This window comes from Actinophytocola algeriensis (genome assembly GCF_014203735.1).
GTDB classification, from domain to species: domain Bacteria; phylum Actinomycetota; class Actinomycetes; order Mycobacteriales; family Pseudonocardiaceae; genus Actinophytocola; species Actinophytocola algeriensis.
This window is the reverse complement of the sequence record NZ_JACHJQ010000002.1, coordinates 613690-638896: the sequence shown is the minus strand read 5'-3', so window position 1 is coordinate 638896 and position 25207 is coordinate 613690. Positions and strand designations below refer to the sequence as shown.

Annotated in this window: 15 protein-coding genes; 10 read left to right on the top strand and 5 right to left on the bottom strand. The window is 70.7% G+C overall.

The window, feature by feature from the left end:
• Positions 1–36 precede the first annotated feature (36 nt).
• Positions 37–2178, bottom strand: a complete 2142-nt coding sequence (locus FHR82_RS09090) for a choice-of-anchor J domain-containing protein (RefSeq protein ID WP_221463579.1) — start codon at positions 2176–2178, stop codon at positions 37–39.
• A gap of 451 nt (positions 2179–2629) precedes the next feature.
• Complete coding sequence (locus FHR82_RS09085; RefSeq protein ID WP_221463578.1) at positions 2630–3334, bottom strand: TetR/AcrR family transcriptional regulator; 705 nt, start codon at positions 3332–3334, stop codon at positions 2630–2632.
• A 64-nt stretch (positions 3335–3398) separates the two neighbouring features.
• Between FHR82_RS09085 and FHR82_RS09080 the strand changes: the two genes are divergently transcribed.
• The 4 genes from FHR82_RS09080 to FHR82_RS09065 all read left to right on the top strand — a co-directional run bounded on the left by FHR82_RS09080 (position 3399) and on the right by FHR82_RS09065 (position 9285).
• Positions 3399–4955, top strand: coding sequence for an ATP-binding cassette domain-containing protein (locus tag FHR82_RS09080; protein WP_311771027.1), 1557 nt, complete (start codon positions 3399–3401; stop codon positions 4953–4955).
• 228 nt (positions 4956–5183) lie between these two features.
• Positions 5184–6164: a methyltransferase domain-containing protein gene (locus FHR82_RS09075; protein WP_184809827.1), complete on the top strand. Its 981-nt coding sequence runs from the start codon at positions 5184–5186 to the stop codon at positions 6162–6164.
• Positions 6165–6264: 100 nt separating this feature from the next.
• Positions 6265–7557, top strand: a complete 1293-nt coding sequence (locus tag FHR82_RS09070; protein WP_184809826.1) for a M28 family metallopeptidase — start codon at positions 6265–6267, stop codon at positions 7555–7557.
• Between the two features lie 156 nt (positions 7558–7713).
• Positions 7714–9285 carry an alkaline phosphatase D family protein gene (locus tag FHR82_RS09065; RefSeq protein ID WP_184810442.1) on the top strand — a complete coding sequence of 524 codons (1572 nt, stop codon included), beginning with the start codon at positions 7714–7716 and terminating at the stop codon, positions 9283–9285.
• A gap of 24 nt (positions 9286–9309) precedes the next feature.
• On the opposite strand, the gene FHR82_RS09060 is transcribed toward FHR82_RS09065, so the two are convergent.
• Positions 9310–10131 (bottom strand): ornithine cyclodeaminase family protein, encoded by an 822-nt coding sequence (locus FHR82_RS09060; protein ID WP_311770975.1) that lies wholly within the window; start codon positions 10129–10131, stop codon positions 9310–9312.
• A gap of 13 nt (positions 10132–10144) precedes the next feature.
• Entirely contained in the window at positions 10145–10930 is a 786-nt protein-coding gene (locus FHR82_RS09055; RefSeq protein ID WP_184809825.1) for a hypothetical protein, read from the bottom strand.
• A 229-nt stretch (positions 10931–11159) separates the two neighbouring features.
• On the opposite strand from FHR82_RS09055, the gene FHR82_RS09050 reads away from it, so the two are divergent.
• The gene (locus FHR82_RS09050; RefSeq protein WP_221463577.1) at positions 11160–13076 is read left to right on the top strand and encodes a glycosyl hydrolase family 28-related protein; all 1917 of its coding nucleotides are present in this window, start codon (positions 11160–11162) and stop codon (positions 13074–13076) included.
• A 14-nt stretch (positions 13077–13090) separates the two neighbouring features.
• Positions 13091–14212 (top strand): VanZ family protein, encoded by a 1122-nt coding sequence (locus tag FHR82_RS09045; protein ID WP_184809824.1) that lies wholly within the window; start codon positions 13091–13093, stop codon positions 14210–14212.
• 232 nt (positions 14213–14444) lie between these two features.
• Here the strand turns inward: FHR82_RS09045 and FHR82_RS09040 are convergent, their stop codons facing one another.
• Positions 14445–15362 carry a YihY/virulence factor BrkB family protein gene (locus FHR82_RS09040; RefSeq protein WP_221463576.1) on the bottom strand — a complete coding sequence of 306 codons (918 nt, stop codon included), beginning with the start codon at positions 15360–15362 and terminating at the stop codon, positions 14445–14447.
• A 94-nt stretch (positions 15363–15456) separates the two neighbouring features.
• Here FHR82_RS09040 and FHR82_RS09035 point away from each other — a divergent pair, with 94 nt between their 5' ends.
• The 4 genes from FHR82_RS09035 (at position 15457) to FHR82_RS09020 (ending at position 25205) form a co-directional block, all read left to right on the top strand.
• Positions 15457–19089, top strand: a complete 3633-nt coding sequence (locus FHR82_RS09035; RefSeq protein ID WP_184809823.1) for a S8 family serine peptidase — start codon at positions 15457–15459, stop codon at positions 19087–19089.
• A gap of 1217 nt (positions 19090–20306) precedes the next feature.
• A complete protein-coding gene (locus tag FHR82_RS09030) occupies positions 20307–21821 on the top strand; it encodes a S8 family peptidase (RefSeq protein ID WP_311770974.1) in 1515 nt (504 codons plus the stop codon).
• 506 nt (positions 21822–22327) lie between these two features.
• Positions 22328–22747, top strand: a complete 420-nt coding sequence (locus FHR82_RS09025; RefSeq protein ID WP_184809821.1) for a DUF3592 domain-containing protein — start codon at positions 22328–22330, stop codon at positions 22745–22747.
• 205 nt (positions 22748–22952) lie between these two features.
• Entirely contained in the window at positions 22953–25205 is a 2253-nt protein-coding gene (locus FHR82_RS09020) for a SulP family inorganic anion transporter (protein WP_184809820.1), read from the top strand.
• Positions 25206–25207: the final 2 nt, after the last annotated feature.

The window sequence follows — 25207 nt, the reverse complement described above, 5'->3', positions numbered from 1 at the left end:
CCGACTCACTGTCGAGCTGTCACACCGTGTGCACGGTCAGGAAGCGCCGCCCGGCTGGACGACACCGTTGACCGTCAGGGTGTACGGCGCGTACTGGTTGACGAGCTCGGTGGGCTCGTCGTACGCGACCACCGCGACAACCTTCGGGAACGGGGTCAGGAACAGCAGCTGCAGCCAGCCGAGGTTGACCTTGTTCTTGCCGTTGAACTCGACCTGCAGTGCGATCTGGTTCTTCTCGTCATACGCGATGAGCTTGAGGTTCCAGTTCTGCACCGGGAACGGCCGGATCTCGGTCGGCGAGTCGAACGGCTCCAGCGACGAGCCGTCGGACACGGCCGTGCCACCGACGGTGATGTCGTCGATGAGGATGCCGCCCTCGTTGACGCCGCCGTCGCTGATGTACTGGAAGCCGACCAGCACCGTCTGGCCCGCGTACGCGGACAGGTCGAACGAGTGCGGCTCGAACCCGTCTGTCGTGCCGTTCAGCGACGGGCCCTGCGGACCCGGCACCGTCTTGTCACCACTGATCGGCGTGTAGGTGGCGCCGCCGTCGGTGGACACGACCACGTAGCCGTAGTCGTAACCGAGCTCGGCGCCGTACTTCGCCTCGAAGCGCAGCGTCGGGTCGGTCGCGGGCACGGCCACCGACGTCACCGCGGTGGCGTTGATGTTGTTGCCGTTGCCGGAGAACAGCACCGGGTCACCCGGGCTGTCCGGGTCGTCGGACACGACCGTCCACTCCAGCGGGAGTGCGGGCAGCGTGGCGGCACCGTTGAACGACAGCGACTTCAGGTCCTTGCCCCTGAGCACGGTCCCGTCGGCCTTCTGCAGCGGCACGAAGTCGGCGCCGTTGGGTGCGGCACCCGGATCGTCGTAGGACTGCGGGTTGGCCAGGTTCACCGTCGAGCGCAGGCTCGGCGTGGTCACCCTGCTCTTCGGCACACCGAGCACGACTCCGCGCCGCGAGTCGCCGACGATCTTGTCCAGCAGCGTCATCGACTGGTAGTCGTGCAGCACCTTGTACATGTCGGACACGCCCTCGGCCTCGAGCGCCGCGTCGAGGCTGGCCAGCCCCTGGTGCTCGCCGTCGTTGTGCAGGCGGGTCATGAAGTCCTGGCCGTAGCGGTCGGACAGGAACTGCATGACCGAGTACGCGTTGCCGTAGTCGGCGAGGACGGCGTTCGGGTTGCCCTCACCCCACAGGTTAAGCGAGTTCTCCGCACCACCGCAGTCCCTCGGGTTCGTGTTGTACGGCGTCTGGACGATGCCGAAACCCTGGTAGCAGTAGATGTGGCTGTCGCCGCCCTTGTCGAACACGGTCAGGCGCGGGTCGACGTAGCCGACGAGCGTCTGTGCCCAGTCCGAGAGGCCCTCGTTGATCCAGTTCCCCTCGAAGGGGTCGGTGTAGTACATGAGCAGGTGCTGCCACTCGTGCGCGAACGTGCCCTCGTACAGGCGCGGACGTGCCGGGCGGCTGGTGCACAGGTCGTCCGTCGGCTCGTCGGCGGGCTCGACACCGGTGCGGTGCGCCCAGTCGAACGCGTCGACGGTCATCACGTTCCGGTCGACCAGCTCGTTGAACTGGCCGGAGAAGAAGCCGGCGATGTAGGTCGGCGCCTCCGGGAACGTGTAGTAGTTGTCGTCGCGCACGTTGTCGATCAGCGCGACCGTGTTGTCGCCGTCGCCGGTGAAGTCGAAGCCCTCCAGCTGCGGGTCGGCGTTGGAGCCGTCCCGGTCGGGCGGCGTGGAGAAGGCTGCCGTCTCCTTCGGGTACATGTTCGTGTCGAACTGGTTGACGAGGTCGGCGACCTGGGCGTCCGTGACGTCCGTGGTGCCCGCGATCTGGTTGCGGCAGTCGGCGGCCGGGAACGACGTGTCGTTCGCGACCCAGACCTCGATCTTGTCGCCGACACCGCGCAGCGTGTAGTCCTTCAGGTACAGCTGGCCCTGGGCGTCGTCCAGCGCGAGCCACGGCCGCACCGTGCCGACCGGCGGCGTCACCGCGGCGGCACTCGCCGACCGCTTCGCGCTCGGCGAGTAGCTGGCCGGCACGTCCACCGGCTTCCCGTCGAGCGTGAAGTCCTTGCGGGTCAGCTCACGGGTGTCGTCGGCGGGCACGGCAGCGGTCGGCGCGCCCGCCGCCGCCGGAGCGGGCAGTACCTGGAGCAGTGGAACCACGAGCAGAGCGGCCGCGACCGAGACTAATCGGCGTCGTCGCATGGAAACCCTTTCGATATGCGCGCCCGCCGTGAGGTGTGTCCACGAGCGGGCACGGTTGTACATGCCCCCGTACCTGGGTTTCTCGGTTCGGGGGTTGCTCGCGTTTCACAAGCGGGAAAGCGGGTTTTTCCCGGTTAAGAGCCTGCGGGTGATCACACGGCTACGTGTCGTGTCGACTTCTCCGCCCAACGGACAGCGCCCGGAGCGGGTGCTCCGGGCGCTGCCGGGAACTGGGTCGAACGCAGGAGTCACGTTCGTGCGTGTGCCTCCGCGGCCACCGGCGCCCGCCGGTCCGTCGCGGTCGAGGCTCGCCAGCGTCGCCGCCGAGGTCAGGGACAGTCCACCGGCCGGGTTGAGGCGCCGGAAGAGCCGCACCAACTCCTCGAGGGCGACAGCAACGTCCGCGACGTCAACATCTGCTTATATCTTGGCCGAGCCCGGCCAGGAAGGTGCGGACCGCCTGGTCGAAGAGCGCGTCCTGGTCCGGTGCGTCCAAGTGGTGGTTGGCGGCGAGGGTGGGGTAGCGGTCGGCGTTGGCCTGGATCAGCTCGTGGGCCGAGGACCGCGGCAGCTGCCCGTGCCAGGTGGACTCGGTGAGCGCGGCGCCGATCGTCAGGTTGGCGAGGCCGTGGGTCGCGGCCGCGAGCGACGGGCCGGTGCGGCCGCCGCGGGCGAGGGTGGACTGCAGGAACTCGGTGCGCGCGAGCACGTTCGGGCCCAGCATCGGGCGGCCGATGAGCGCGGGTGACCACGGGTGGCACAGCATCGTGGCCCGCCACCGCAGGACCAGCGTGCGCGCGTCCTGTGCCCAGTCGTCGGTCCGGCTCGGGATCTCGACCTCGGAGAAGACCGCGTCGACGGCCAGGTCGAGCACGTCGTCCTTCGTCTTCACGTGCCAGTACAGCGTCGGCGGCGCCACCTCGAGGCGCTCGGCCAGCTTGCGCATCGTGAGGTGCGCCGTGCCGTGCGCGTCCAGCAGTTCGATCGCGGCGACCGTGATGCGGTCGCGGGTCAGCGTGTCGCGGCGGGGTTTCTCCGCGCGCAGCCACACCTCGCCCGCGACTCCGCCCGACCGGCCGCCGCGCCCACCCGCCCGCAAACCCTTCGCGTCCACGCGCCGCACTCTAGTACGTTGGTCGAACACTCGACCAACGTTCGAGGAGGCACCGTTGGCGCACGTGGAGGTCACCGGCCTCACCCACCGCCTCAGCGACGGCAGGGTCCTGTTCGACGACGTGTCGTTCCGCGTCGGCGCCGGGGTCACCGCGGGGCTGGTCGGCCCGAACGGCGCGGGCAAGACGACCCTGTTGCGGCTGGTCGCGGGGGAGCTGCGGCCGCAGGCGGGCACCGTCGCGACCACCGGCGGCATCGGCGTGATGCGGCAGTTCACCGGCCCCGGCCGGGTTCGTGACCTGCTGCTCGGCGTCGCCCCGGCCCGGATCCGCGCGACCACCGCGGCACTCGCCGCCGCGGAGGCCGCGCTCGCCGCGGACGAGGCGTCGCAGCTGCGGTACGCGACCGCGCTCGCCGAGCACGTCGACGCGGGTGGCTACGACATCGAGGTCGTCTGGGACACCTGCACGACCGCCGCGCTCGGGCTGCCGTTCGACGAGGTCGCGGACCGGCCGCTCGGCACCCTGTCCGGCGGCGAGCAGAAACGGCTGGTCCTGGAGGCGCTGCTGCGCGGGCCGGACGACCTGCTCCTGCTCGACGAACCCGACAACTACCTGGACGTGCCGGCGAAGCAGTGGCTGGAGGAGCGGCTGCGGGCCAGTGCCAAGACGATCCTGCTGGTCTCGCACGACCGGCAGCTCCTCGCCGCCGCCACCGACCGGATCCTGTCGGTCGAGAACCGGGACGTGTGGGTCCACGGCGACGGCTACGCCACCTTCCCCCCGGCCAGGAACCGGCGCGTCGCGGAGCTCGACGACAAGCGGAAGCGCTGGGAGGACGAGCACCGGCGGCTGCGGGTCATGGTCAACACGTTGCGCCAGAACGCCGCGAAGAACGACGCCGTGTCCTCGGCGTACAAGGCGGCCCGCACCCGGCTGGACCGGTTCGAGGAGGCCGGACCGCCGAAGCGGCCGCCGCGCGAGCAGAACATCCGGATGCGCCTGTCCGGCGGGCGGACCGGGAAGCGCGCGCTGAGTTGCGAACGGATCGCGCTGACCGGGCTGACCGAGCCGTTCGACCTGCACGTGTGGTTCGGTGAGCGGGTCGGCGTGCTCGGCGGCAACGGCTCCGGCAAGTCCCGGTTCCTGCACGCGCTCGCGGGCGAGGACGTGCCGCACACAGGCACCGTCGAACTGGGCGCCCGCGTCGTGCCCGGCCTGTTCTCGCAGACCCACGTACGCCCTGACCTGCACGGACGCCGGGTCGCGGACATCGTCATGGCCGACGCCGCGCTCGTCCGCAACGACGCGATGGCCGCGCTCGCCCGGTACGAGATCGCCGCCGCGGGACAGCAGACGTACGAGACGCTGTCCGGCGGGCAGCAGGCGCGGCTGCAGATCCTGCTGCTGGAGCTGGCCGGCGCGACCCTGCTGCTGCTCGACGAGCCGACCGACAACCTCGACCTCGCGAGCGCGGAGGCGCTGCAGGCCGGGCTGGCCGAGTTCACCGGCACGGTCCTCGCCATCACCCACGACCGCTGGTTCGCCGGAGACCTGGACCGGTACCTGTACTTCGGGCACGACGGCATGGTGACCGAAGTCGGCAGTCCACTGTGGACGTGAAGCGCGGTCGGCCGGAGCTGGGCGCACGAGGCGGCCGACCGGATGGCCGCGGCGGGCCTGGCCGACCCGCGGCCGGAAATCGGTTGATCACACCCGGTAGCGTCTACCGCATGACGACAACGTTCTTCCGACTCGGCTAGTCAGCCGCTAGCCGGATCGAGGAACCCCCGCGGCTGGCGATGTGGGGCGGCTGTCCGCCGCTCCAGGTCGCACTCCGGGAGTGTCGTCATGCCCGCGCACCGCCCTCCGGCGGTGGGTACCCGCCTGTTCGCCCGCACAGTCCACGGCCTCGAGCACGTGGCACTGGCGGAGCTGCGCGAACAGGGCTGCACGGTTCTCACCGTCACCCCACGCCAGCTCGTCCTGACCGCACCGGCCGCCCTGTGTCCACCCAGGACGGTCGACGACCTGTTCCACCTCGTGCTCGCCATGCCGGATCCCGGTGTCACCAAAAGGGATCTGGCCGCGGTGGCGCGGGCACTGGCATCGGCGCCGCTGGGGGTGTCGCCGGCGCCGGTGCTCAGCGTCTCCGCGTCGACCACCGGCCGCCGCACCTACAGCCGGTACGACGTGGAGGACGCGGTCGGCGCCGTGCTCGCGTCCCGGCTCGGCGCCGAGTACGCATCACGCCGGGACGGCGGGAAACCGCCGCCCGGCGCGGTGGACTGGCGCGTGACCGTCGACGACTCCGGTGTCCACATCGGACTACGCGGTGACCGGCCGCCGCTGCACCGCAGGCCGTGGAAGGTCGCGTCGGTGGCGGGCACCCTGCACCCGCCGGTCGCCGCGGCCATGGTGCGCCTGGCCGGGATCCGGCCCGGTGACGTGGTGGTCGACCCGTGCTGCGGCGCGGGAACGCTGCTGGCCGAGGCACCGCCGGGAACCTACCGCGCGGGCAGCGACCGCGCGGGGGTCGCCGCGGCGCGGACGAACGCGCCGCACCTGCCCTGGTTCACCGCGGACGCGCGGCGGCTGCCGTACCCGTCCGGGTCGGTCGACCACGTGCTGACGAACCCGCCGTGGGACCGGCAGGTCGCGTCCCACGGCACGTTCGCGGAGTTCGTCCGCGAGTGGCGCCGCGTGCTCCGGCCCGGTGGCCGGCTGACCTACCTCGGCCCGTGGGACCCGCCGCGCGGGTGGCACGTGGTCGGCCGCCACCCGATCAGCCTGTTCGGGCAGCACCCGGTGATCACGGTGTGCGAGCGGTAATGGGAAGTACGGGAATTTCCGGACTCGTTCGGCTGTGGTGCCGGGTCGGTTCGTGGCGCACTCTGTGGGGCGTTGTCCTTCTCCCCCTGCTGGAGGCAGCATGCGTACCTTTCTCGTTTCACTGACCGCGGGCGCGCTCGTCGCGTTCGCCGCCCCGGCGGCCGCCGCGCCGCCGACCGCGCTCGCCGCACCGGACATCCCGGTCGCGAACGTGCGGGCACACCTGAACCAGTTCCAGTCGATCGCGACCGGCAACGGCGGAAACCGTGCCCACGGCAGACCCGGGTACCGCGCGTCGATCGACTACGTCCAGGGCAGGCTGAACGCCGTCGGCTACACGACATCGTTGCAGCAGTTCACGTCCGGTGGTCTGACCGGCTGGAACCTGATCGCGGAGTGGCCCCGCGGCGACGCCAACAACGTGATCATGGCGGGCGGGCACCTCGACAGCGTCACCGCCGGGCCCGGCATCAACGACAACGGGTCGGGTTCCGCCGCGCTGCTGGAGGTGGCGCTGACGGTCGCGAGCCAGAACCTCAACCCTGCCAAGCGAATCCGGTTCGGCTGGTGGGGCGCTGAGGAGCGCGGGCTGATCGGGTCCACGTACTACGTGAACAACCTGCCGTCCGCGGACCGCTCGCGCATCAAGGCGTACATCAACTTCGACATGATCGGCTCGCCGAATGCGGGCTACTTCGTGTACTCGGCCAGTGGTCAGCCGTCGGGATCCCTTGCCCTGCAGCAAACCCTGCAGGCCCCGTTCGCCACGATGGGCGTCCCGACCGAACTGACGTCGGTGGGCGGCCGGTCCGACCACGCCGCGTTCGCGAACGCGGGCATCCCGATCGGCGGCCTGTTCACCGGCGCCGAGGTGACGAAGACCTCAGCACAGGCCCAGAAGTGGGGCGGCACCGCCGGGCAGGCGTTCGACCGCTGCTACCACGCCTCCTGCGACACGACGAGCAACATCAACGTGACCGCGCTGGACCGGAACTCCGACGCGATCGCCTACGCCGTCTGGACGTTGTCCGCGGGCACCCCACCACCGACGGGTCCCCGCTTCGAGAACCCGGCGGACTTCGCGATCGCTGACCTGTCCACAGTGGAGAGCCCGATCTCGGTGACGGGTGTCGCGGGCAACGCACCCGCGGGCCTGCAGGTGACCGTCGACATCCGGCACACCTACATCGGCGACCTGGTGGTGGACGTGCTCGCGCCGGACGGCAGCGTGTACAACGTGCACAACCGGTCCGGTGGCAGCACGGACAACCTCGCGACCACGTACACGGTCAACGCGTCGAGCGAGGTCGCGAACGGCACCTGGCGCCTCCGCGTCCGCGACGCCGCGTCCCAGGACACGGGCACGATCAACGCGTGGAGCCTGCAGTTCTGACCCCTGCCCGACCCGGCTGCCTGGGCCGGGTGCGCACCCGGCCCAGGCAGTTTCCTCTTTGGACGTCGTACGTTCGCGCGCGGTTCGTTGATGTTCACCGTTGAAGTGGCATTTCCTGTGGACAACCCACCACAGGAGGTTGTCTTGAACACACGCATGTCGCGGCGGCGGGCACTGGGACTGGGCGGCGCGGGCGCCGCGGCGGTGCTGCTGGGCACCGGTGCCTGGAACGCGGCCGGTGCCTTCGCCGCGCCCAGGGCCGGCGGCGTGTTCACGCTCGGCATCGCGTCCGGTGATCCCACGCCGGACGGTGTCGTGCTGTGGACCCGCCTCGCCACCGACCCCTTCGCCGTGGACGGCAAGGGCGGCATGCCGGACCGCCCCGTCCGCGTCGCGTACGAGGTCGCCGTGGACGAGCGGTTCCGGGGCGTCGTGCGGCGCGGCAGCGTCGTCGCCACCCCGTCGCTCGGCCACTCGGTGCACCCGGAGATCCGCGGTCTCGCACCGGACCGCGAGTACTTCTACCGGTTCCGCGTCGGCGACGAGATCTCGCAGGCAGGCCGCACCAGGACCATGCCGGCGCAGCACTCGAACCCGAGGGAGCTGAACTTCGCGTTCGCGTCCTGCCAGGCGTGGCAGGACGGGTACTTCACCGCGTACGACCACATGGCGGCCGAGGACCTGGACTTCGTGGTGCACCTCGGCGACTACCTGTACGAGTCCGGCGTGCGGACCAACCGGCGCGGCGTCCAGACCGACCCGCGTTTCCACACCGAGACGTTCGACCTGGCGCGGTACCGGCTGCAGTACTCGCTGTACAAGACCGAGGCGCCGCTGCAGAACGCACACGCGCGACACCCGTTCATCACCACGTTCGACGACCACGAGGTCGAGAACAACTGGGCGGGCGACCTCTCGCAGGCCGACACCGAGCCGGACCAGGACCCGGCCGTGTTCCGCAGGCGGCGCGCGGACGCGTTCCAGGCCATGTACGAGAACCTGCCGCTGCGCCGCGCCCAGATGCCGACGGGCCCGGACATCCACATGCACAGGCGGTTGACCTACGGCAAGCTCGCCGACCTGACGATGCTGGACACCCGGTCCTACCGCGACGACCAGCCGTGCGGCGACGGCAACGGGGTCGACTGCGCGGACCGGCTGGATCCCGATCGGACCATCCTCGGTGCCGCACAACGGAAGTGGCTGCTGGACGGCTTCTCCCGCTCGCACGCGAGGTGGCAGATCCTCGGCAACCAGGCCCCACTCGGCCAGACCGACCGCGACCCGGGCCCGGCACTGAACGTCTGGTACGACCCGTGGGACGGCTACGTCGCCGACCGCGACCGCGTACTGGCGGCGGCACAGGACCGCGGTGTCCGGAACCTGGTGGTCATCACCGGCGACCGGCACCAGAACTACGCGTGGGACCTGAAGCGCGACTACGCGGACCCGACGTCGCCCACGGTCGCGTCGGAGTTCGTGGGCACGTCGATCACCAGCGGCGGCGACGGCGCCGACATGAACCAGGACGGCGTGAACTTCATGGCGGCGAACCCGCACATGAAGTTCTTCAACGCCCAGCGCGGGTACGTCCGCGTGAACGTCAACCGGGAACGCTGGCAGAGCGACTTCCGGGTGCTGCCGTACGTCCAACAGCCGGGCGCGCCGGTCGCCACCCGCGCGAGCTACGTGGTCGAGGACCGCGTGCCGGGCGTCCAGGAGGCCTGACCGGGGCTCGGCTCGCCGGAAGCCTCAGTGAGTCTGGGCCTCGTAGACGGCCGCGGCGACGGCCAGGTCCTCCCAGGCCATGCCGACGCTCTTGAACACGCGCGGACGGTCGTCCGGCACGGTGGTCTCGTGCCGGACGACCGACGCGAGGGGGATCAGGTCCGCGGTCCCGGCCATGATCACGTCACCGGCCTCACGGCGTGCGGTGGCAACGGACTCCACGACCACCGTCCCCATCAGTTCCGCGGGGAGTTCGCGGGCGTCCGGTTCGTGGGAGCCGACCGCCACGACTGTCGCGTGGGGCCGGATGAGCCCCGCCTCGAACAGAGGCGTCCGTGCGGTGGTCGCGCAGCAGACGATGTCGGCCCCGGCGACCGGGGCCGGGTCGTCGCCGCGGCCGAGGAGGGTCACGTCGACCACCTCGCGGACCGCGTCGATCGCCGCGACATGGCCGTGCGCCTGTGGGCCCCTGCCGAAGACCACCAGCCGCGCGGGCGCCTTCGGTGCCAGGTGGTCCACGGCGAGCGCGGACACCGCCGGAGTGCGGAGGGTGGTCAGCGCCGGGCCGTCGAGCAGCGCGAGCGGGGCCAGCGTCGCCGCGTCCATCAGCACGTAGACGCCCTTGATCCGCGGGGTGCTGTCCGGTGCCACCGTCGCCAGCTTCACGCCCGTGTACCGGGTGCCCGACGACGGCATCAGCAGCAGCTGCCCCGCGGGCACCGGCACGACCGTCCGCGCCGGGTCGGCGTCCACGTCGAGGCCGGAGAGCAGGGCCTCGCGCAACGCGGCCACCGCGCCCGCGTACGTGAGGCCCATGACGGTGTCGCGATCGAGGAACGGCAGCACCCCTGCACGGTAGTCACTCGGCGGGGGAGGCGTTCCAGCGTTCGATGGTCTGGATGACCCAGAAGACCGCGAAGAGCACGATCAGCGTCACCTCCACGACCAGGACCCCGTGCGCCCAGTCGCCGAAGAAGGCGATGCCCCCGATGACCAGGCCGCTGCCTGCCATGAGGATCGCGATCGTCAGGTACCGCCACCTCCACCGCCGCCGGGAGTTCAGGAACACCACCACGATGATGAAGACGAACAGGGGGATCGCCGCGCCGTAATGCGCGGCCCTGTCAAAACTGTCCCGGTCGGCGAAGAACCAGATGACACCGCCGATGAAGACCGCAGCGGCCACGCCGATCCCGACGCCCTGGGACATCTTCCTGCTCGCCTGCCCGAGCCACGTGATCACCGCGGCCACCAGGCCGATGAGACCCGCGAAGAAGAGGGCGATCATGTTGTTCTCGATGTTCTCCGGAGCGGTGGCCACGGCTTCGCCCATCGACCGGCACCCGCCGGGTTCCGGGGTGGGCACCAGGGCGACGACCGGGGCGAGCAGCCCGCCCAGGTTCATGAAGGTGTCCTCGATGTCGGTGAGGCCCCGCAACGCGACCATGCAGACGCCGATGGTGATGAGCGTGCCGACGAAGATCGACTGGACCGGCGTGTAGTAATAGGCGCTGAGTGAGCTTTGCCAGCAATCGGGCCCGGTGTTCTGCCATTCGAACACCACCGCGGCCAGCAGCATGATGATCACCGCGATCATGGCGATCCGGAGATAGCGGTATGTCTTGATGGCGAATTCGTTGTCCATGTCGGATCGTCGCCCGGCCAGGCGGGCTCGTTGCGGGGGCGGCCGAAGGTGTTACGTCAACGTGACTACGTACCGTCACAGTCGTCGCACTGCGTAGCGCAATTTGTTGACGAAGTTGCGCAAGTATCTAGCAAAGCAGTGTGATCTGGGTTACGGTCCGCCCGTGACATGGACTCGTTGGTTGGTGGTGGGCGCGGTCGTCGCCCTAAGTGTGGGCGATGCGGCCGCGGTGGCCGAGACGCCGAAAGCCGCAGGGCCGGTCGTCACGCGGGCCGCGCTCGCGCCGCACCTGGTCGAGGGCCGGGGCGCGGAGGTCGCGTTCCTCGAGCAGGAGGCCGAGAACGCGGCCACGAACGGCACGGTCATCGGGCCCGACCGGACCGCCTACACGCTGCCCGCCGAGGCGTCCGGGCGCACCGCGGTCCGGCTCCTGCCCGGCCAGCACGTCGAGTTCACGCTGCCGGCCGACGCGAACGCGATCACCGTCCGCTACAGCATTCCCGACGCGCCGAACGGCGGCGGCATCACCGCCCCGCTCGGCGTGTCCGTGAACGGCAAGCACCGCGCGACGATGACGCTGACCTCGCAGTACGCGTGGCTCTACAACCAGTACCCGTTCAGCAACGACCCCGGCGCCGACCTGCTGCACCCGGACTGGTGGATCACCGAGTGCGCCTGCGTGCCGTCGCAGACCACGCCGCCGCCGGTGATCCGGAAACCGTTCCGCCCCACGCACTTCTACGACGAAGCGCGGCTGAAGCTCGACCGCACCTACCGCGCGGGCGACCGGATCCGGCTCACCGCGTCGAACAAGGCCGCGTGGACGGTCATCGACCTGCTCGACTCCGAACAGGTCGGGCGGCCGCACGTCGAGAAGAGGGCACTCGACGTCCGGCTGTTCGGCGCCGACCCGGCCGGCCGCCGCGACGCCGCACCCGCGATCGAGCACGCCATCGCGCTGGCCAGGTTCCTGAACGTGCCGGTGTACCTGCCGCCGGGCACGTTCCAGGTCAACCGGCACATCATCGTCGACGACGTGACGATCGTCGGCGCGGGCAACTGGCACACGGTCGTCAAGGGCCGCGAGGTCGCGCTCGACCCGCCCGCGCCGGACGGCTCCGTGCACACCGGCGTCGGTTTCTACGGCCGGGACGCGGCGGACGGCGGCTCGTCGAACGTGCACCTGTCCGGGTTCACCATCGAGGGCGACGTCCGCGAGCGCATCGACACCGACCAGGTCAACGGCATCGGCGGCGCCATGAGCGACTCCACGATCCGCGGCATGTACATCCACCACACCAAGGTCGGCCTGTGGTTCGACGGTCCCATGTCCGGCACCGTGGTCGAGGACAACGTCATCACCGACCAGATCGCGGACGCGCTGAACTTCCACGTCGGCGTCACGGACTCCGTGGTGCGCGACAACTTCGTGCGCAACACCGGCGACGACGGGCTCGCCATGTGGGCCGAGCACCAGCAGAACGCCCGCAACACGTTCGACAGCAACACCGTGCAGTCCCCGGTACTGGCCAACGGCATCGCGCTGTACGGCGGTACGGACAACACCGTGTCGGGCAACCTCGTCGCCGACCCCATCCGCGAGGGCAGCGGCATCCACGTCGGCTCGCGGTTCGGTGCGCAGCCGTTCACCGGGCACGTGTGGATCACCGGCAACACGACGGTCCGCGCAGGCACGTACGAGCTGAACTGGAACATCGGACTCGGCGCGATCTGGTTCTACGCGCTGGACCGCGACATCGACGCCGACATCCAGGTCGTCGGCAACCACTTCCTCGACAACACCTACAACGCGATCATGTTCGTGAGCGACTGGCCGGTGAAGGACCTGTACTCGATCCGCGGCGCCCACTTCGCGGACACGCGGATCGACGGCACGGGCACGTCGGTGCTGAGCGCCCGCGTGATGGGCGATGCGACGTTCGAGAACACGGACGCGCGCAACGTCGGCGCGGTGGGCGTGAACAACTGCGGCTCGTTCAACTTCCCGGCGACGGGTTCCGAGTTCACGGTGACCGACGCCGGTGGCAACGACGGCGGCTGGCTGCAGCCGTGGATGCTGCCGAACACCGTCACCTGCGACGACCGGCCGCCGGTGGTGCCGCCCCCGGCGCCGTCGGAGTGGTGAGGTATTAGTACCGGGTGTTCGAGACCTATCTGCTGCCGGTCACCACGGCACTGACGGTCTTCCCGCTGCTCGTGCTGATCGTGATGCTCCCGGTCGCGGTGGTCTCGTACCGCCGCCGCGGCCGGGCGGGTGGATGGTCGACGCTCGTCTTCTACTGTTTCCTCTTCTACCTGCTCGCGGCGCTGATGCAGACGATCATCCCGCTGCCGGCGAACCCCGCGGAGTACTGCGCGGGCCAGACGTACGCGTCGGACCCGCAGCTGCGTCCGTTCTACTTCGTCGACGTCCTCCAGACGCGTGCCAGTGTGTCCGGCACGTGGCTCAACCCGGCGCTGTGGAGCACCGCGCTGAACGTGATGCTGCTGGCGCCGCTCAGTTTCTTCCTGCGCTACCTCGCGGGCACCCGTTTCCTGGCGGCGACGGCATTCGGGTTCGGCACGTCGCTGTTCTTCGAGCTGACCCAGCTCACCGGGCTGTGGTTCATCTACCCGTGCGCGTACCGCCTCTTCAGCGTGGACGACCTGATCCTCAACACCGCGGGAGCCGTGCTGGGCTGGGTCGTCGCGGGCCCGCTGATCCGCCTGCTGCCCGACCTCGACCCGGTCCGCGACCGCCGCCGGTACGCGGAGCGGGTGACCGCGAGCCGCCGCCTGCTGGCGCTGCTGACGGACATGGTGGCGTTCGGCGTGCTGATGGTGCTCGTGCTCGGCCTGGTGAAGCTGTTCGGCCTGGGCGTGCCCCGCGGCCCGAGCGTGCTGGCGCTGGCGATCGGCTACTTCTGGCTGGTGCCGGTACTGATCGACGCCACGCCGGGCAAGCGCGCGATGCTGCTGCGGGTGGCACGCGCCGACGGGCATCGGGCGGGGCCGGTGGCGTGGCTGGTGCGCAACGGGGTGCTGCTGTCGCCGTTGTGGCTCGTGTGGCTGGGCCTTTCGGTGGACCGGTGGGACGTTTTCGGTGCGCCGCAACAGCTTCTGATCCCCGTTGGGCTGCTGGTGTCGGTGTTCGTCGTCGGTGTCTGGGCCCCGTTGGCGGTCTTCTTCGGCGACGAGCCGGCGCCGTACGAGCGCCTGACGCGGACGCGCATCGTGGCGGCGGTGCCGTCGGAGAAGTCGGCGACATCCGCACCGTCGTAGCGCATTGTAATAATGAATTATGAACTATATAGATGTCCGATTTTTATCGAGTCAGGCCGAGGTGCGGTCCGCCAGGGCCGCCGCGAACCTGGAATCTTTCGACGTCCCTGCGCCCCGACACCCCGGAGCGGGTCGCGGCCTCGACGGACGGCTCGTCGTGTCCTTCTTGGCTTTCCGGCATCCACGCCGACAACGTGACGCCGGCCCCGGACGGCCCGATCCCGGCGGCCGGCTAGTCCATCGCCCGCGTGTCCCTCGGCGGCAGGAACGGCTCCTCGTCCTCGGGAAGCCCCTGCGCGACCTCCTTCCCGCGCGTCAGCTCGGCATCGAACTCCGCACCGAACACGATCGCGAGATTGGACAGCCAGAGCCACACTAGGAACACGACCACGCCGGCGAGCGACCCGTAGACCTTGTTGTACGAAGCGAAGTTCGCGACGTAGATCGCGAACCCGGCCGACGCGGCGGCCCACACCAGCACCGCCAGCAGGCTGCCCGGCGTCACCCACCGGAACCCGGGCTGCCGCACGTTCGGCGCCGCCCAGAACAGGATCGCGATCGCCAGGCTGACCAGCAGCGCGAGCACGGGCCACTTCGCGATGTCCCACACCGCGATGCCGGTCGAGCCGAGTCCCAGCGCGCGGCCGACGCGTTCGGCGATGCCGCCGGTCAGGACGACGCCGAGCGCGGTCGCCGTGAGCAGGACCATCATCGTGAGCGTCAGCGCGATCCGCAGCGGGATGGTCTTCCAGATCGGCCGGCCCTCCTCGACCTCGTAGATCGCGTTCGACGCGCGGATGAACGCGCCGAGGTACCCGGACGCGGCCCACAGCGCGCTCAGCAGACCGATGATCGCCACCGGTCCCGCGATCGACGACGACCCGGCCAGCTGCCGCACCACGTCGACGAGGGTGTCCTGGGCCTGGCTCGGTGCGAACTGCCGCAGGTTGTCCGCGAGCTTGTTCGGGTCGCCGACCAGCCCGATCAGGCTGGCCAGCACGATCACCGCGGGGAACAGCGAGAGCACGCTGTAGTAGGTGAGCGCGGCCGCCCAGTCGGGCAGGTTGTCGTCCATGAACTCGCGGAACGTGCGTTTCAGCGCGCCCCACCACGCGTGCTTCGGCAGGTCCGTTGGCGTCTCGGCACGCATGTCCTTCTCCTTCGCGCTGCGTCGTCGGAAACGGCCGGTTACCCACGTATCGCGGCGATGCAACCCGCGAGGGCACATCCGCGTGTAAGAGATCATGAACCTGCGCAGAAGCACCGGCGCCATCGCCGGTCTCGCCGTCGTGGCCGCGGTCGTGTCCGCGAGCCCCGCCGGCGCCACGGACCCGCCGCCCGCGGCGGCCGGGCCGGGCCGGCTGTCGACCGTCACCCTGCTCACCGGTGACCAGGTGCGTGTCGTGGACGGGAAAGTCGCCGGTATCCGCATGGCGCCAGGACGGGAGGCGCAGCCCGTCTGGCAGTACGACATGAACGGGCACCAGTACGTGCTGCCCGCCGACGCCGCTCCGCTCGTCGAACAGGACCGGCTCGACCGGCGGCTCTTCGACATCACCGAACTGGTGGACCAGGGCCTCGACGACGCCGCCACCCGCACCGTGCCCCTGATCGTCCAGGGCGCCGCCGCGCCGCGCGCCACCGAACGCACCGCGACCGTCCCCGCGCGCGGGCTGACCGTCGTCGAGGCGCCCAAGGACGGCGCCGCCTGGCGGGACATGCGCACCGCGAGGGCCGCCGGCAAGATCTGGCTCAACGGCCGCGTGCGGCCGCTGCTCGAGGACAGCGTGCCGCGGATCGGCGCCCCGGAAGCGTGGGCGGCCGGGTTCACCGGCACCGGCGCGAAGGTCGCCGTCCTCGACTCCGGCTACGACGCGAACCACCCCGACCTCGCCGGGATCGTCGACGCCGCACAGGACTTCACCGACGAGAGCATCGCCGACACCGTCGGGCACGGTACGCACGTCGCGAGCACGATCGCCGGTTCCGGCGCCGCGTCCGACGGCCGCCGCACCGGTGTCGCACCCGGTGCGCGGCTGCTGATCGGCAAGGTGCTCGGTGAGTTCGGCGGCTCCGAGGCGGGGATCATCGCAGGCATGCAGTGGGCCGTCGACCAGGGCGCCGACGTCGTCAACATGAGCCTCGGCGGCGGTCCGAGCGACGGCACGGACCTCATGTCGCAGACGCTGAACGAGCTGTCCGACACCAGCGGCACGCTGTTCGTCGTGGCCGCGGGCAACAGCGGCGCCCGCGAGACCGTCGGCTCGCCCGGCACCGCGGACCGCGCGCTCACGGTCGGCAGCGTCACCAAGGGCGACCAGCTCTCCGAGTTCTCCAGCCAGGGCCCACGCGTCGGCGACCACGGCCTCAAGCCGGAGATCGCGGCGCCCGGCTCGGACATCGTCGCCGCCCGTGCCGCCGGGACGAACCCGGGCACGTCCGTCGACGAGCACTACACGCGGATGTCCGGCACCTCCATGGCGACCCCGCACGTGGCCGGTGCCGCCGCCGTCCTCGCCGGGCAGCACCCGGACTGGACCGGCGCGCAGCTCAAGGACGCGCTCGTCGGCAGCGCGAAGCGGCTGCCGGGCATCGACACCTACGCGCAGGGCGCCGGGCGGCTCGACATCGCCCGCGGTGTCGCGCAGCGGGTGCGTGTCGAAGGCGTGCTCGGTTTCGGCACCACGTGGGCGGGCGACGCGGACACCGTCGAGCGCAGGATCGGCTACGTCAACGACGGCGACACCCCGGTGACGCTTGACCTGTCGCTGGAAACTGACAGTGACCTGTTCACAGTGGACAGTCCGGAGGTGACCGTCCCGGCACACGGGAACGCCGCGGTGACCGTGACCTTGCGCGTGCCGGACGAGGCGGCGGGGGAGCCGAGCGGCGCACTCGTCGCCACCGCGGACGGCGTCACGCTCACCACGCCCGTCTCCGCGTACCTCCCGGGGACCGCGCACACGCTGACGGTGAACGTCCAGCCCCGCGAAGTGACCCCGGTGACGTCCCTGCTCGTCGTGCAGGACACGCGGACCGGCAAGGCGCGGGGCGGTGTGTTCTTCGACGGCGAGACCGCCACGTTCACCGTGCCGGCGGGCGACTACCGGGTGCTGGGCCGTGCCATGGACTTCACGGCCGCGACCGACACCCTGTTCGCCGAAGGGACGCGCGTCGCGGACGACACCGAACTGGTCGTGGACACCAAGCGCGGCAAGGAGATCACGGCCGCGGTCGACGACCCGGACGCGCGGTGGCAGTCCGGCGGCGGCACCGCGGTCCTGTCCGAGGTGGCGGGCACCGGTGCGAGCGTCGCCCGCACCAGCAACGTGTCCCGGCGCGAGAAGCTGTACTCGATCGGCAGCCCGCGCATGAGCGGTGTCAGCCTGGTGCACTTCGGGTACTGGACCCAGCCGTTCGCGACGATCACGGTCGACGGGCAGGACGGGTTCGAGGTGGAGGACACCTATGTCGCGCCCTACCCACGCCTGAGCGGCACGGTCAGTGGTGAGATCGCGTACGTCGGCCATGGCGACCGCGAGGCCATCGATGCGGCCGGTGACGTGCGCGGCAAGATCGCGGTGATCGCCGCGACCGGCCCGGACGACCCGGTGTACCCGCCGGAACAGCAGTTGCAGGACGCCATCGCGCTGCTCGCCGAGCGGGGCGCGACACTCGTGCTGTCGAACTACAACCCGCAGTACAGCGACCCGAACCCACCGGACCTGCCGCTGCCGGTCGTGATGGTGTTCAACGCCGACGACCTGCAGGAGATGACGGCCAGGCTGGCGGACGGCCCGGTCACGGTCACGGCGACGGGCAGGAGGAACGCGGAGGCGTCGTACTTCCTGGCGGACAAGGTGAACGGTCGTGTCCCCGACGGCCACAGGTTCCAGTTCGCCCGCAAGAACCTGGGCGCCATCGACCGCGACCTGGTCGACACCCTGCCCGCGAAGAAGTACCGCTACCTGCCGGCCAACTGGTCGTTCGGCGGCTTCACGGCAGGCGCGGACGTGGAGGTCGACTGGCCCCGCCGGGGTACCGACTACGTGTCGCCAGGCGCCGCGCTGACCATGTTCGGCTCAGCGGGCTTCACCGACGACGGCTACGGCTTCGGCAACGAGGTGGCGATCCCGATGACGGTGAAACGAGGCGAACGCGAGCACGTCCGGATGTTCGGCGCCCCGTTCGGCCCGGAGCTGACGACGGCCCCGACCAGCCGCCAGGACGGCAAACCGGTTCCGTACGCGTACCGCCAGAACAACCGCCTGACCCTGTCGATCCCGATGTTCGCCGACAACGACCCAGCCAACGCAGGCATGTTCGACACAACGAACACCGGCACCACGGTCGTCACGGCGAACGGCCGCGAGGTGGGCAGACGAGACGACATAGCAGGCCTTGGCACGTTCGACCTACCGGCGGGCCCAGGCACGTTCACGGTGGTGGCAGACGCCGACCGCCCGGCCGCGTCGTCACTGGAACCAGCACTGTCGACGCACACGAGAGCGGAGTGGACGTTCCGCGCGCCCGCGGGCACGGGGGAGCGGGCCGCACTGCCGTTCCTGGACGTGCGCTGGTCCCTGCCGCTGGACGCCCACAACCGAGCGTCCACAGGCACGTTACGCGGCGGCCTGACCGTAGCGACCCAGCCGGGAACAAAGGCGTCCAGGATCAGGTCGCTGACGGTAGAAGTCTCCTACGACGATGGCCAAACCTGGAAGAAAGCAACGGTCACCCACAACGGCGACCGTTTCGAGGTTCGCATCCCAGGCGGCGGCACCCCGGGCGGCTACGCCTCGCTACGAGCAACAGCCACCGACAAGGCAGGCAACAAGGTGACGGAAACAGTCACCCACGCATACGCCCTGCGCTGACGCACGTGAAGGCGCGTTCGGGACTGTCCGGCCCCGAACGCGCCTTCACAACCGCCGGCAGCGATCGTCCGACACCCCCACACAACGAGCGGCGACAAGCCCACCTACGCCGAGTCGCACTGACCTACACCTCCCGGCAACCACGTCCCCACCCAGCCTGCCCGCTCGGCCCCGCCCTGGACCCGGTCCGGCCCAGTCCAGTCCGCCCAGGCCCGCTCCGTCCGCTCCCGGTCCGGCGCGGCCCGCCTGCCCCGGCTCCGCTTTTGGCCCGCTCGCCCCGGCCGCTCCGCCCGGGCACGCCTCGACCCGTCCCCGGCCCGCCACCCTGGCTTGTTCGACCCGGTCCGCCCCGACCTGTTCGACCCGGTCTGTGCATACAGCCCGACCCGGCTCCGCCCGTCGCGGACCCCCCGGTTCGGTCCGGTCCACCCCATCGCTCGACCCAGCCCGGCTCGCCACGACAGTCCCGCCCCCAGTCCCACCCTGACTCGACTCGGCTCCCCGTTCGACCCGGCTCGGCCGGGTTGGTCTCTGGTGGGTGTGTCCTCGTCGGAGGTTCTGATCGGTGTGGTTTGTCCTCGCCGGACGGGTCTCCTCGCCGGAGGGGCAGGTCGACGGGATGGCAGGCAGTCTCGGGTGTGGTGTGGGGCTTGCGCCCTCGCGACGTCCCGTAGTGCTGTGAAAGGCGCTTTCGCGGCGTTGGCCGTGCTGTGAAAAGGCGCTTTCAGGGCGCTCAACGCCCTCAACGCCCTCAACGCGCCTTTCACAACGCCGGCGATGACCCGAACGCGCCTTTCACAGCACACCAGCCCCACCCCCGGGTACGACGATCACCGTGGCTTGGCCGGACCCGCCACAGGACCCGGCGAACGTCGGTGGACACAGCACTAGGAGGCGAAGTCGACCTCCTCGGCCTTGACCGTCTTCAACCGACCGTCTTCCTGCCGAGTGCCGCTGGAGCTGTCGCCGTCCCGCCTCGTCCCGCCCGGCCTGCCCGCCTCCCGGCACCTGCCTCGAAGGGGCACTTTCGAGGCGTTGACCGTCCCAAAAGTGCCCTTCAGGGCACCTACCTGGGTGAAAGCGGCTGATTACGGTAAAGAACCTCCGAACGGGCCCTTGATCTGCGGCGATCCGGATGGTTCGGTGCATCCGGCCCGTTCCACGGACTCGCCAGACCGGCGAGGACCTGGCGGAGCGGGCAGATGGAGGTATCCCAAGTGCGAAGAACCACCTTCCGAGCGTTCGTCGCGGCGGCGGTGGCGGTGTCCGCTGCCGGCGTGACCGCGGCGACCGCTACCCCTGCCGTCGCGCAGGACGCGGCCGAGGCGCACTTCGTTGTGCTCGGTCCGCAGCACGGGTCGCTCGGCAAGACCGAGTCGTCGATCCGGGCGGCAGGCGGCGAGGTACTGCAGAGCTGGCCGCAGATCGGGGTCGTGATCGCGACCTCGACCAGCGCGGACTTCGCGTCGACCGTGCGGCATAAGCCGGGCGTTGTCGCCGCGGGGGCCTCCAGGAACCTGGCCGAGCTCGGCGCCGCGGCGGCAGCCGGTGCGCGCGCGGCCGGTGCGGCGGAACAGCAGGGCATGCTCGCCAAGATCGACGCCGTGGCGACCACCGCCGCGAAGTCGGCTCCCGCGGCGAGCGCGGTCACGCCGGAACCGCTCGAGGCCAACCAGTGGGGCGTGCGGGCGATCAAGTCGGACCAGGCCAACGCGATCTCCGGCGGTAGCCGCCAGGTGCTCGTCGGCGTGCTCGACTCCGGCATCGACGCGGCGCACCCCGACCTCGCGCCGAACGTGGACGCGTCCGCGTCGGTGGGCTGCACGAACGAGGGCGTGCCCGACACGTCCCCGGCCGCGTGGGCCCCGACCACCAGCTCACACGGCACGCACGTCGCGGGCACCATCGCCGCGGCGCGCAACGGTGTCGGTGTCGCGGGTGTGGCGCCGAACGTGCGGCTGGCGTCGGTGAAGGTCGTCGACGACGACGGTTACATCTACCCGGAGTACGCGATCTGCGGGTTCGTGTGGGCGGCCGAAAAGGGCATCGACGTCACGAACAACTCGTACTTCATCGACCCGTGGTACCTGTGGTGCAAGACCGACAAGGACCAGGCGGCGGTCATCCAGGCCGTGCAGCGGGCGGTGGACTACTCCCACCGCCGGGACGTGCTGAACGTGGCCGCCCTCGGCAACAGCAACTGGGACCTGTCACACCGGATCACCGACACCGGCAGCCCGAACAACGGGACGCCGGTCGAGCGGACCGTCGGCAACGAGTGCATGGACATCCCGGCCGAACTGCCGGGCGTCGTCGGTGTCTCGGCGATCGGCCCGGAGAACCGCAAGTCGTACTACTCGAACTACGGCGTCATCGAGTCCGACGTGACCGCCCCCGGCGGTGACTCACGTCAGGTCGCCGACACCCCGGACCGCAACGGCCGGATCCTGTCGACGATCCCCGGCGGTGGCTACGGCTACTCCCAGGGCACCTCGATGGCCTCACCGCACGCGACCGGTGTGGTGGCGCTGATCCGCAGCACCCACCGCAACTGGCCGGCGCCCCTGGTGGCGGCGTCGCTCGGCCTGCGCGCCGACCGGCTCCCGTGCCCGCAGGGCGTGTACGACCCGGACGGCAGTGGCGCCTGGCTCGCCACCTGCCAGGGCGGGCCGACCGGCAAGGGTTTCTACGGCCTCGGCGTCGTCGACGCCCTGGACGCGGTGACCCGCTGAGGTAGACAGACAGGCGCCCCGGTGGTCGACGGCCACCGGGGCGCTCCTCTGTCCCGGCTTGCTCGGGGTGGCCTCCGGCCCCCAGGTTCCATTCTTCCAGCGTGCACCGACATTCCCCGGCGCTCGGGACGGGGGCTGTGGACAACCGTGGTGGATCCGTTGGACGTCGGTGTGCTCGTCTGCGGCTGACCGGGCGGATCGTCGCGGTGGTTGGCCTCCGGCCCCCGGGTTCCATTCTTCCACGCGGTACCGATATTCCCGGGTCGTCGCGACGGGGGCTGTGGACAACTGCGGTGGCAGCTGTCGGTCGTCGAGGCTCGCTTGTGGCTTGGCGGGTCGGGCCGCCGCGCAGGGTGTGGCCTCCGGCCCCCGGGTTCCATTCTTCCACGCGGTACCGACAATCCCGGGCGGGCGGGGACGGTGGCTGTGGACAAACGGCGGCCGCCAGGGCGGACTTTCGGGCATTGCGTTGACCGTGCGGGCGCTGCTCCGCCACCGTCGACTCCATGCTGGCCAGTCGGCGGATCGTGCTCGTGGTGCTCGGGTCCCAGGTCGCGTTGTTCCTGGTGCTGGCGCTCGTGGTGCGCGTCGTCCTGGTGCCGGGGCTCGTCATCGCTCTCATCGCGCTCGCGCTCTTCTTCGTCGTCCTGATTCGGTGGCAGCGGGCTGATGCTCGTCGGGACGCGCTCCTTTCCGGCGGGGCGCGGGTGGCCGCCCGGCTGGTGTCCTCGCGGGCCACCGCCACCCGGATCCGCAACCGGACCGTCCAGGCGCACACCTTCGAGGCCCACACCGGCGGCGGTCGCACCATCCGCGTCGAAGCGAGGGCCTTCACGCACCTTCCCGTCGGCACCGTCGCGACCATCGCCTACGACCCGGCCGATCCCGGCAACGCGACGGTGGTCGAGGACCTCGACGGTTCGTGACTCGGTCGCTGGAACGGGTGGACTTCGGTTCACACACATTGGTGACAGCCGACGGCAATGCACAGGTCAGCCGCCACTGATGCGAATCTGGACATATTTCGTGTAGCGGACAACACACCTGATCTTCGGGTTTCCTGTTGGCATCAGGCCAGTCGGGCCTCGACCGAATTCCTCCCCGCGTATCTCGAAGATCACGGAGTCGCGAATGATCGAGCCCTCCGGCCAGGACCTGCCGCCGCCCGCCAGAAAGCGGCTCTTGTCCTGTGCCACAACGAATCTCAAGCACGACCTCCCTGCCTCTCTCGTCGTTTTCCTCGTCGCCGTCCCGCTTTCGCTCGGTATCGCGTTCGCGTCCGGGGCGCCGATCGTCGCCGGGCTTGTCGCCGCCGTCGTGGGTGGTGTGGTCGCCGGGCTGCTCGGTGGGGCGCCACTTCAGGTCAGCGGGCCCGCCGCCGGGCTCACCGTCATCGTCGCCGAGACCATCGAGCGGTTCGGCTGGGCCACCACCTGCGCCATCACCGTGCTCGCCGGGGTCGTCCAGCTCATCCTCGGTGCCAGCCGGGTCGCGCGGGGCGCGCTCGCGATCTCGCCCGCGATCGTCCACGGGATGCTCGCCGGCATCGGGGTCACGATCGTCCTCGCCCAGGTGCACGTCATCCTCGGCGGCGACACCCAGACCGCGCCCCTGGACAACCTCCTCGAGCTGCCCGCCCAGCTCGTCAGCGCCGATGTGCCTGCCACCGCGACCGGGCTGCTGACGCTCGCGATCCTCCTCCTGTGGGGCCGCCTGCCCGCCAGGGTGCGTGCCATCCCGGGACCACTCGCCGCCGTCCTGTGCACGACCGCGCTGACCGTCGTCACCGGGCTGTCGCTCGACCGCGTCGACGTGCCGGACAACCTGCTGCACCTCGAACTGGCACCCGCCTTCCCCGACGGCGACTGGACCGCGTTCGTCCTCGCCGTCGTCACGATCGCGCTCGTCGCCAGCGTCGAGAGCCTCCTGTCGGCCGTCGCCGTCGGCAAGCTCCACACCGGACCGCGCGCCAACCTCGACCGCGAGCTCGTCGGCCAGGGCGCCGCGAACATCGCCTCCGGCGCGCTCGGCGGGCTGCCCGTCACCGGCGTGATCGTCCGCAGCTCCACCAACGTCGCGTCCGGCGCCCGCACCCGCGCGGCCGCCGTCCTGCACGGCCTGTGGGTCTTCCTGTTCGTGGTGTTCCTCGCCGGGCTGCTGCGCGAGATCCCGTTCGCCGTGCTCGCCGGGCTGCTGGTCTACATCGGCGCGAAGCTCGTCGACCTCGGCCGCATCAAGGAGGTGCGCAGGCACGGCGACCTGCTCGTCTACCTCGCGACGCTGCTCGGCGTCATCGCCATCGACCTCATGTACGGGGTGCTGCTCGGCATGGGTGTCGCCGCGGTGCTGACGTTGCGGCGCCTGCTGTGGTCGGGGATCCGGGCCGAACCCGACGGCGACGGCTGGCGGATCGTCGTCGAGGGCGCACTCGCCGCGCTGTCGATCCCGCGCCTGTCGTCGGTGCTCGGCGCGATCCCCGCGGGCAGCACGGTGACACTCGAACTGGTCGTCGACTACCTCGACCACGCCGCGTTCGAGACGTTGTCCAGCTGGCAGCAGGCACACGAACGCGGCGGCGGCACGGTGATCGTCCAAGAGCTGGGCCACCCCTGGTTCGCCCGCGGCAAGGCGGGCAACCCGACCGTGCACAAGGCCGCCGCGCGCCGGACCACGCCGAGGTGGTTCGCGCCGTGGTCGGAATGGCAGCGAGCCGCCGTCGGGCCCGTGGTGCCCGCGCAGCGGACCGAGCCGCCGTCGGTGCTGCGCGGCACCGCCGAGTACGAGCGGAACGTCGCGCGCCTGATGGAGCCCACGCTGCGGCGGCTCGCCGACGTGCACTCCCCGTCGTCCATGTTCCTCACCTGCGGCGACGCGCGGATCGTGCCGAACGTGATCACCTCGAGCGGGCCGGGGGACCTGTTCACCGTGCGGAACATCGGCAACCTCGTCGGCACGGACAGCTCCGTCGCCGCCGCCGTCGAGTTCGCCGTCGGCACACTCGGCGTGCGGGAGATCGCCGTGTGCGGGCACTCGTCGTGCGGGGCGATGAAGGCACTGGTGAGCGGACCACCCGCGGGCGCACCCGCGCTCACGTCGTGGCTGCGGCACGCGGGCCCGAGCCTCGAGCGGTACCGCACCCAGCCGCCGCCCACCATCGAGGGGCACGTGCCCGCCGCAGCGTGGGACCGGCTGGCACTGCACAACGTGCTCGCCCAGCTCGACCAGCTGCGCGCGAGCCCCGCGGTGGCGACAGCGGTGGCGCAGGGCAGGCTCCGGCTGCTCGGCATGTACTTCGACGTGGCCGACGCCCGGGTCTACCTGCACGACCCGGCCACCGACGACTTCGGCCCGACGACGGTCCACAGCGGACACTTAGCCGACTAGCA

Bases quoted from the DNA above. Each gene is read 5' to 3' on its own strand.
- FHR82_RS09020 (WP_184809820.1), top strand. From the start codon at position 22,953: ATGATCGAGCCCTCCGGCCAGGACCTGCCGCCGCCCGCCAGAAAGCGG.
- FHR82_RS09065 (WP_184810442.1), top strand. From the start codon at position 7,714: ATGTCGCGGCGGCGGGCACTGGGACTGGGCGGCGCGGGCGCCGCGGCG.
- FHR82_RS09070 (WP_184809826.1), top strand. From the start codon at position 6,265: ATGCGTACCTTTCTCGTTTCACTGACCGCGGGCGCGCTCGTCGCGTTC.
- FHR82_RS09035 (WP_184809823.1), top strand. From the start codon at position 15,457: ATGAACCTGCGCAGAAGCACCGGCGCCATCGCCGGTCTCGCCGTCGTG.
- FHR82_RS09040 (WP_221463576.1), bottom strand. From the start codon at position 15,362: ATGCGTGCCGAGACGCCAACGGACCTGCCGAAGCACGCGTGGTGGGGC.
- FHR82_RS09075 (WP_184809827.1), top strand. From the start codon at position 5,184: ATGCCCGCGCACCGCCCTCCGGCGGTGGGTACCCGCCTGTTCGCCCGC.
- FHR82_RS09055 (WP_184809825.1), bottom strand. From the start codon at position 10,930: ATGGACAACGAATTCGCCATCAAGACATACCGCTATCTCCGGATCGCC.
- FHR82_RS09025 (WP_184809821.1), top strand. From the start codon at position 22,328: ATGCTGGCCAGTCGGCGGATCGTGCTCGTGGTGCTCGGGTCCCAGGTC.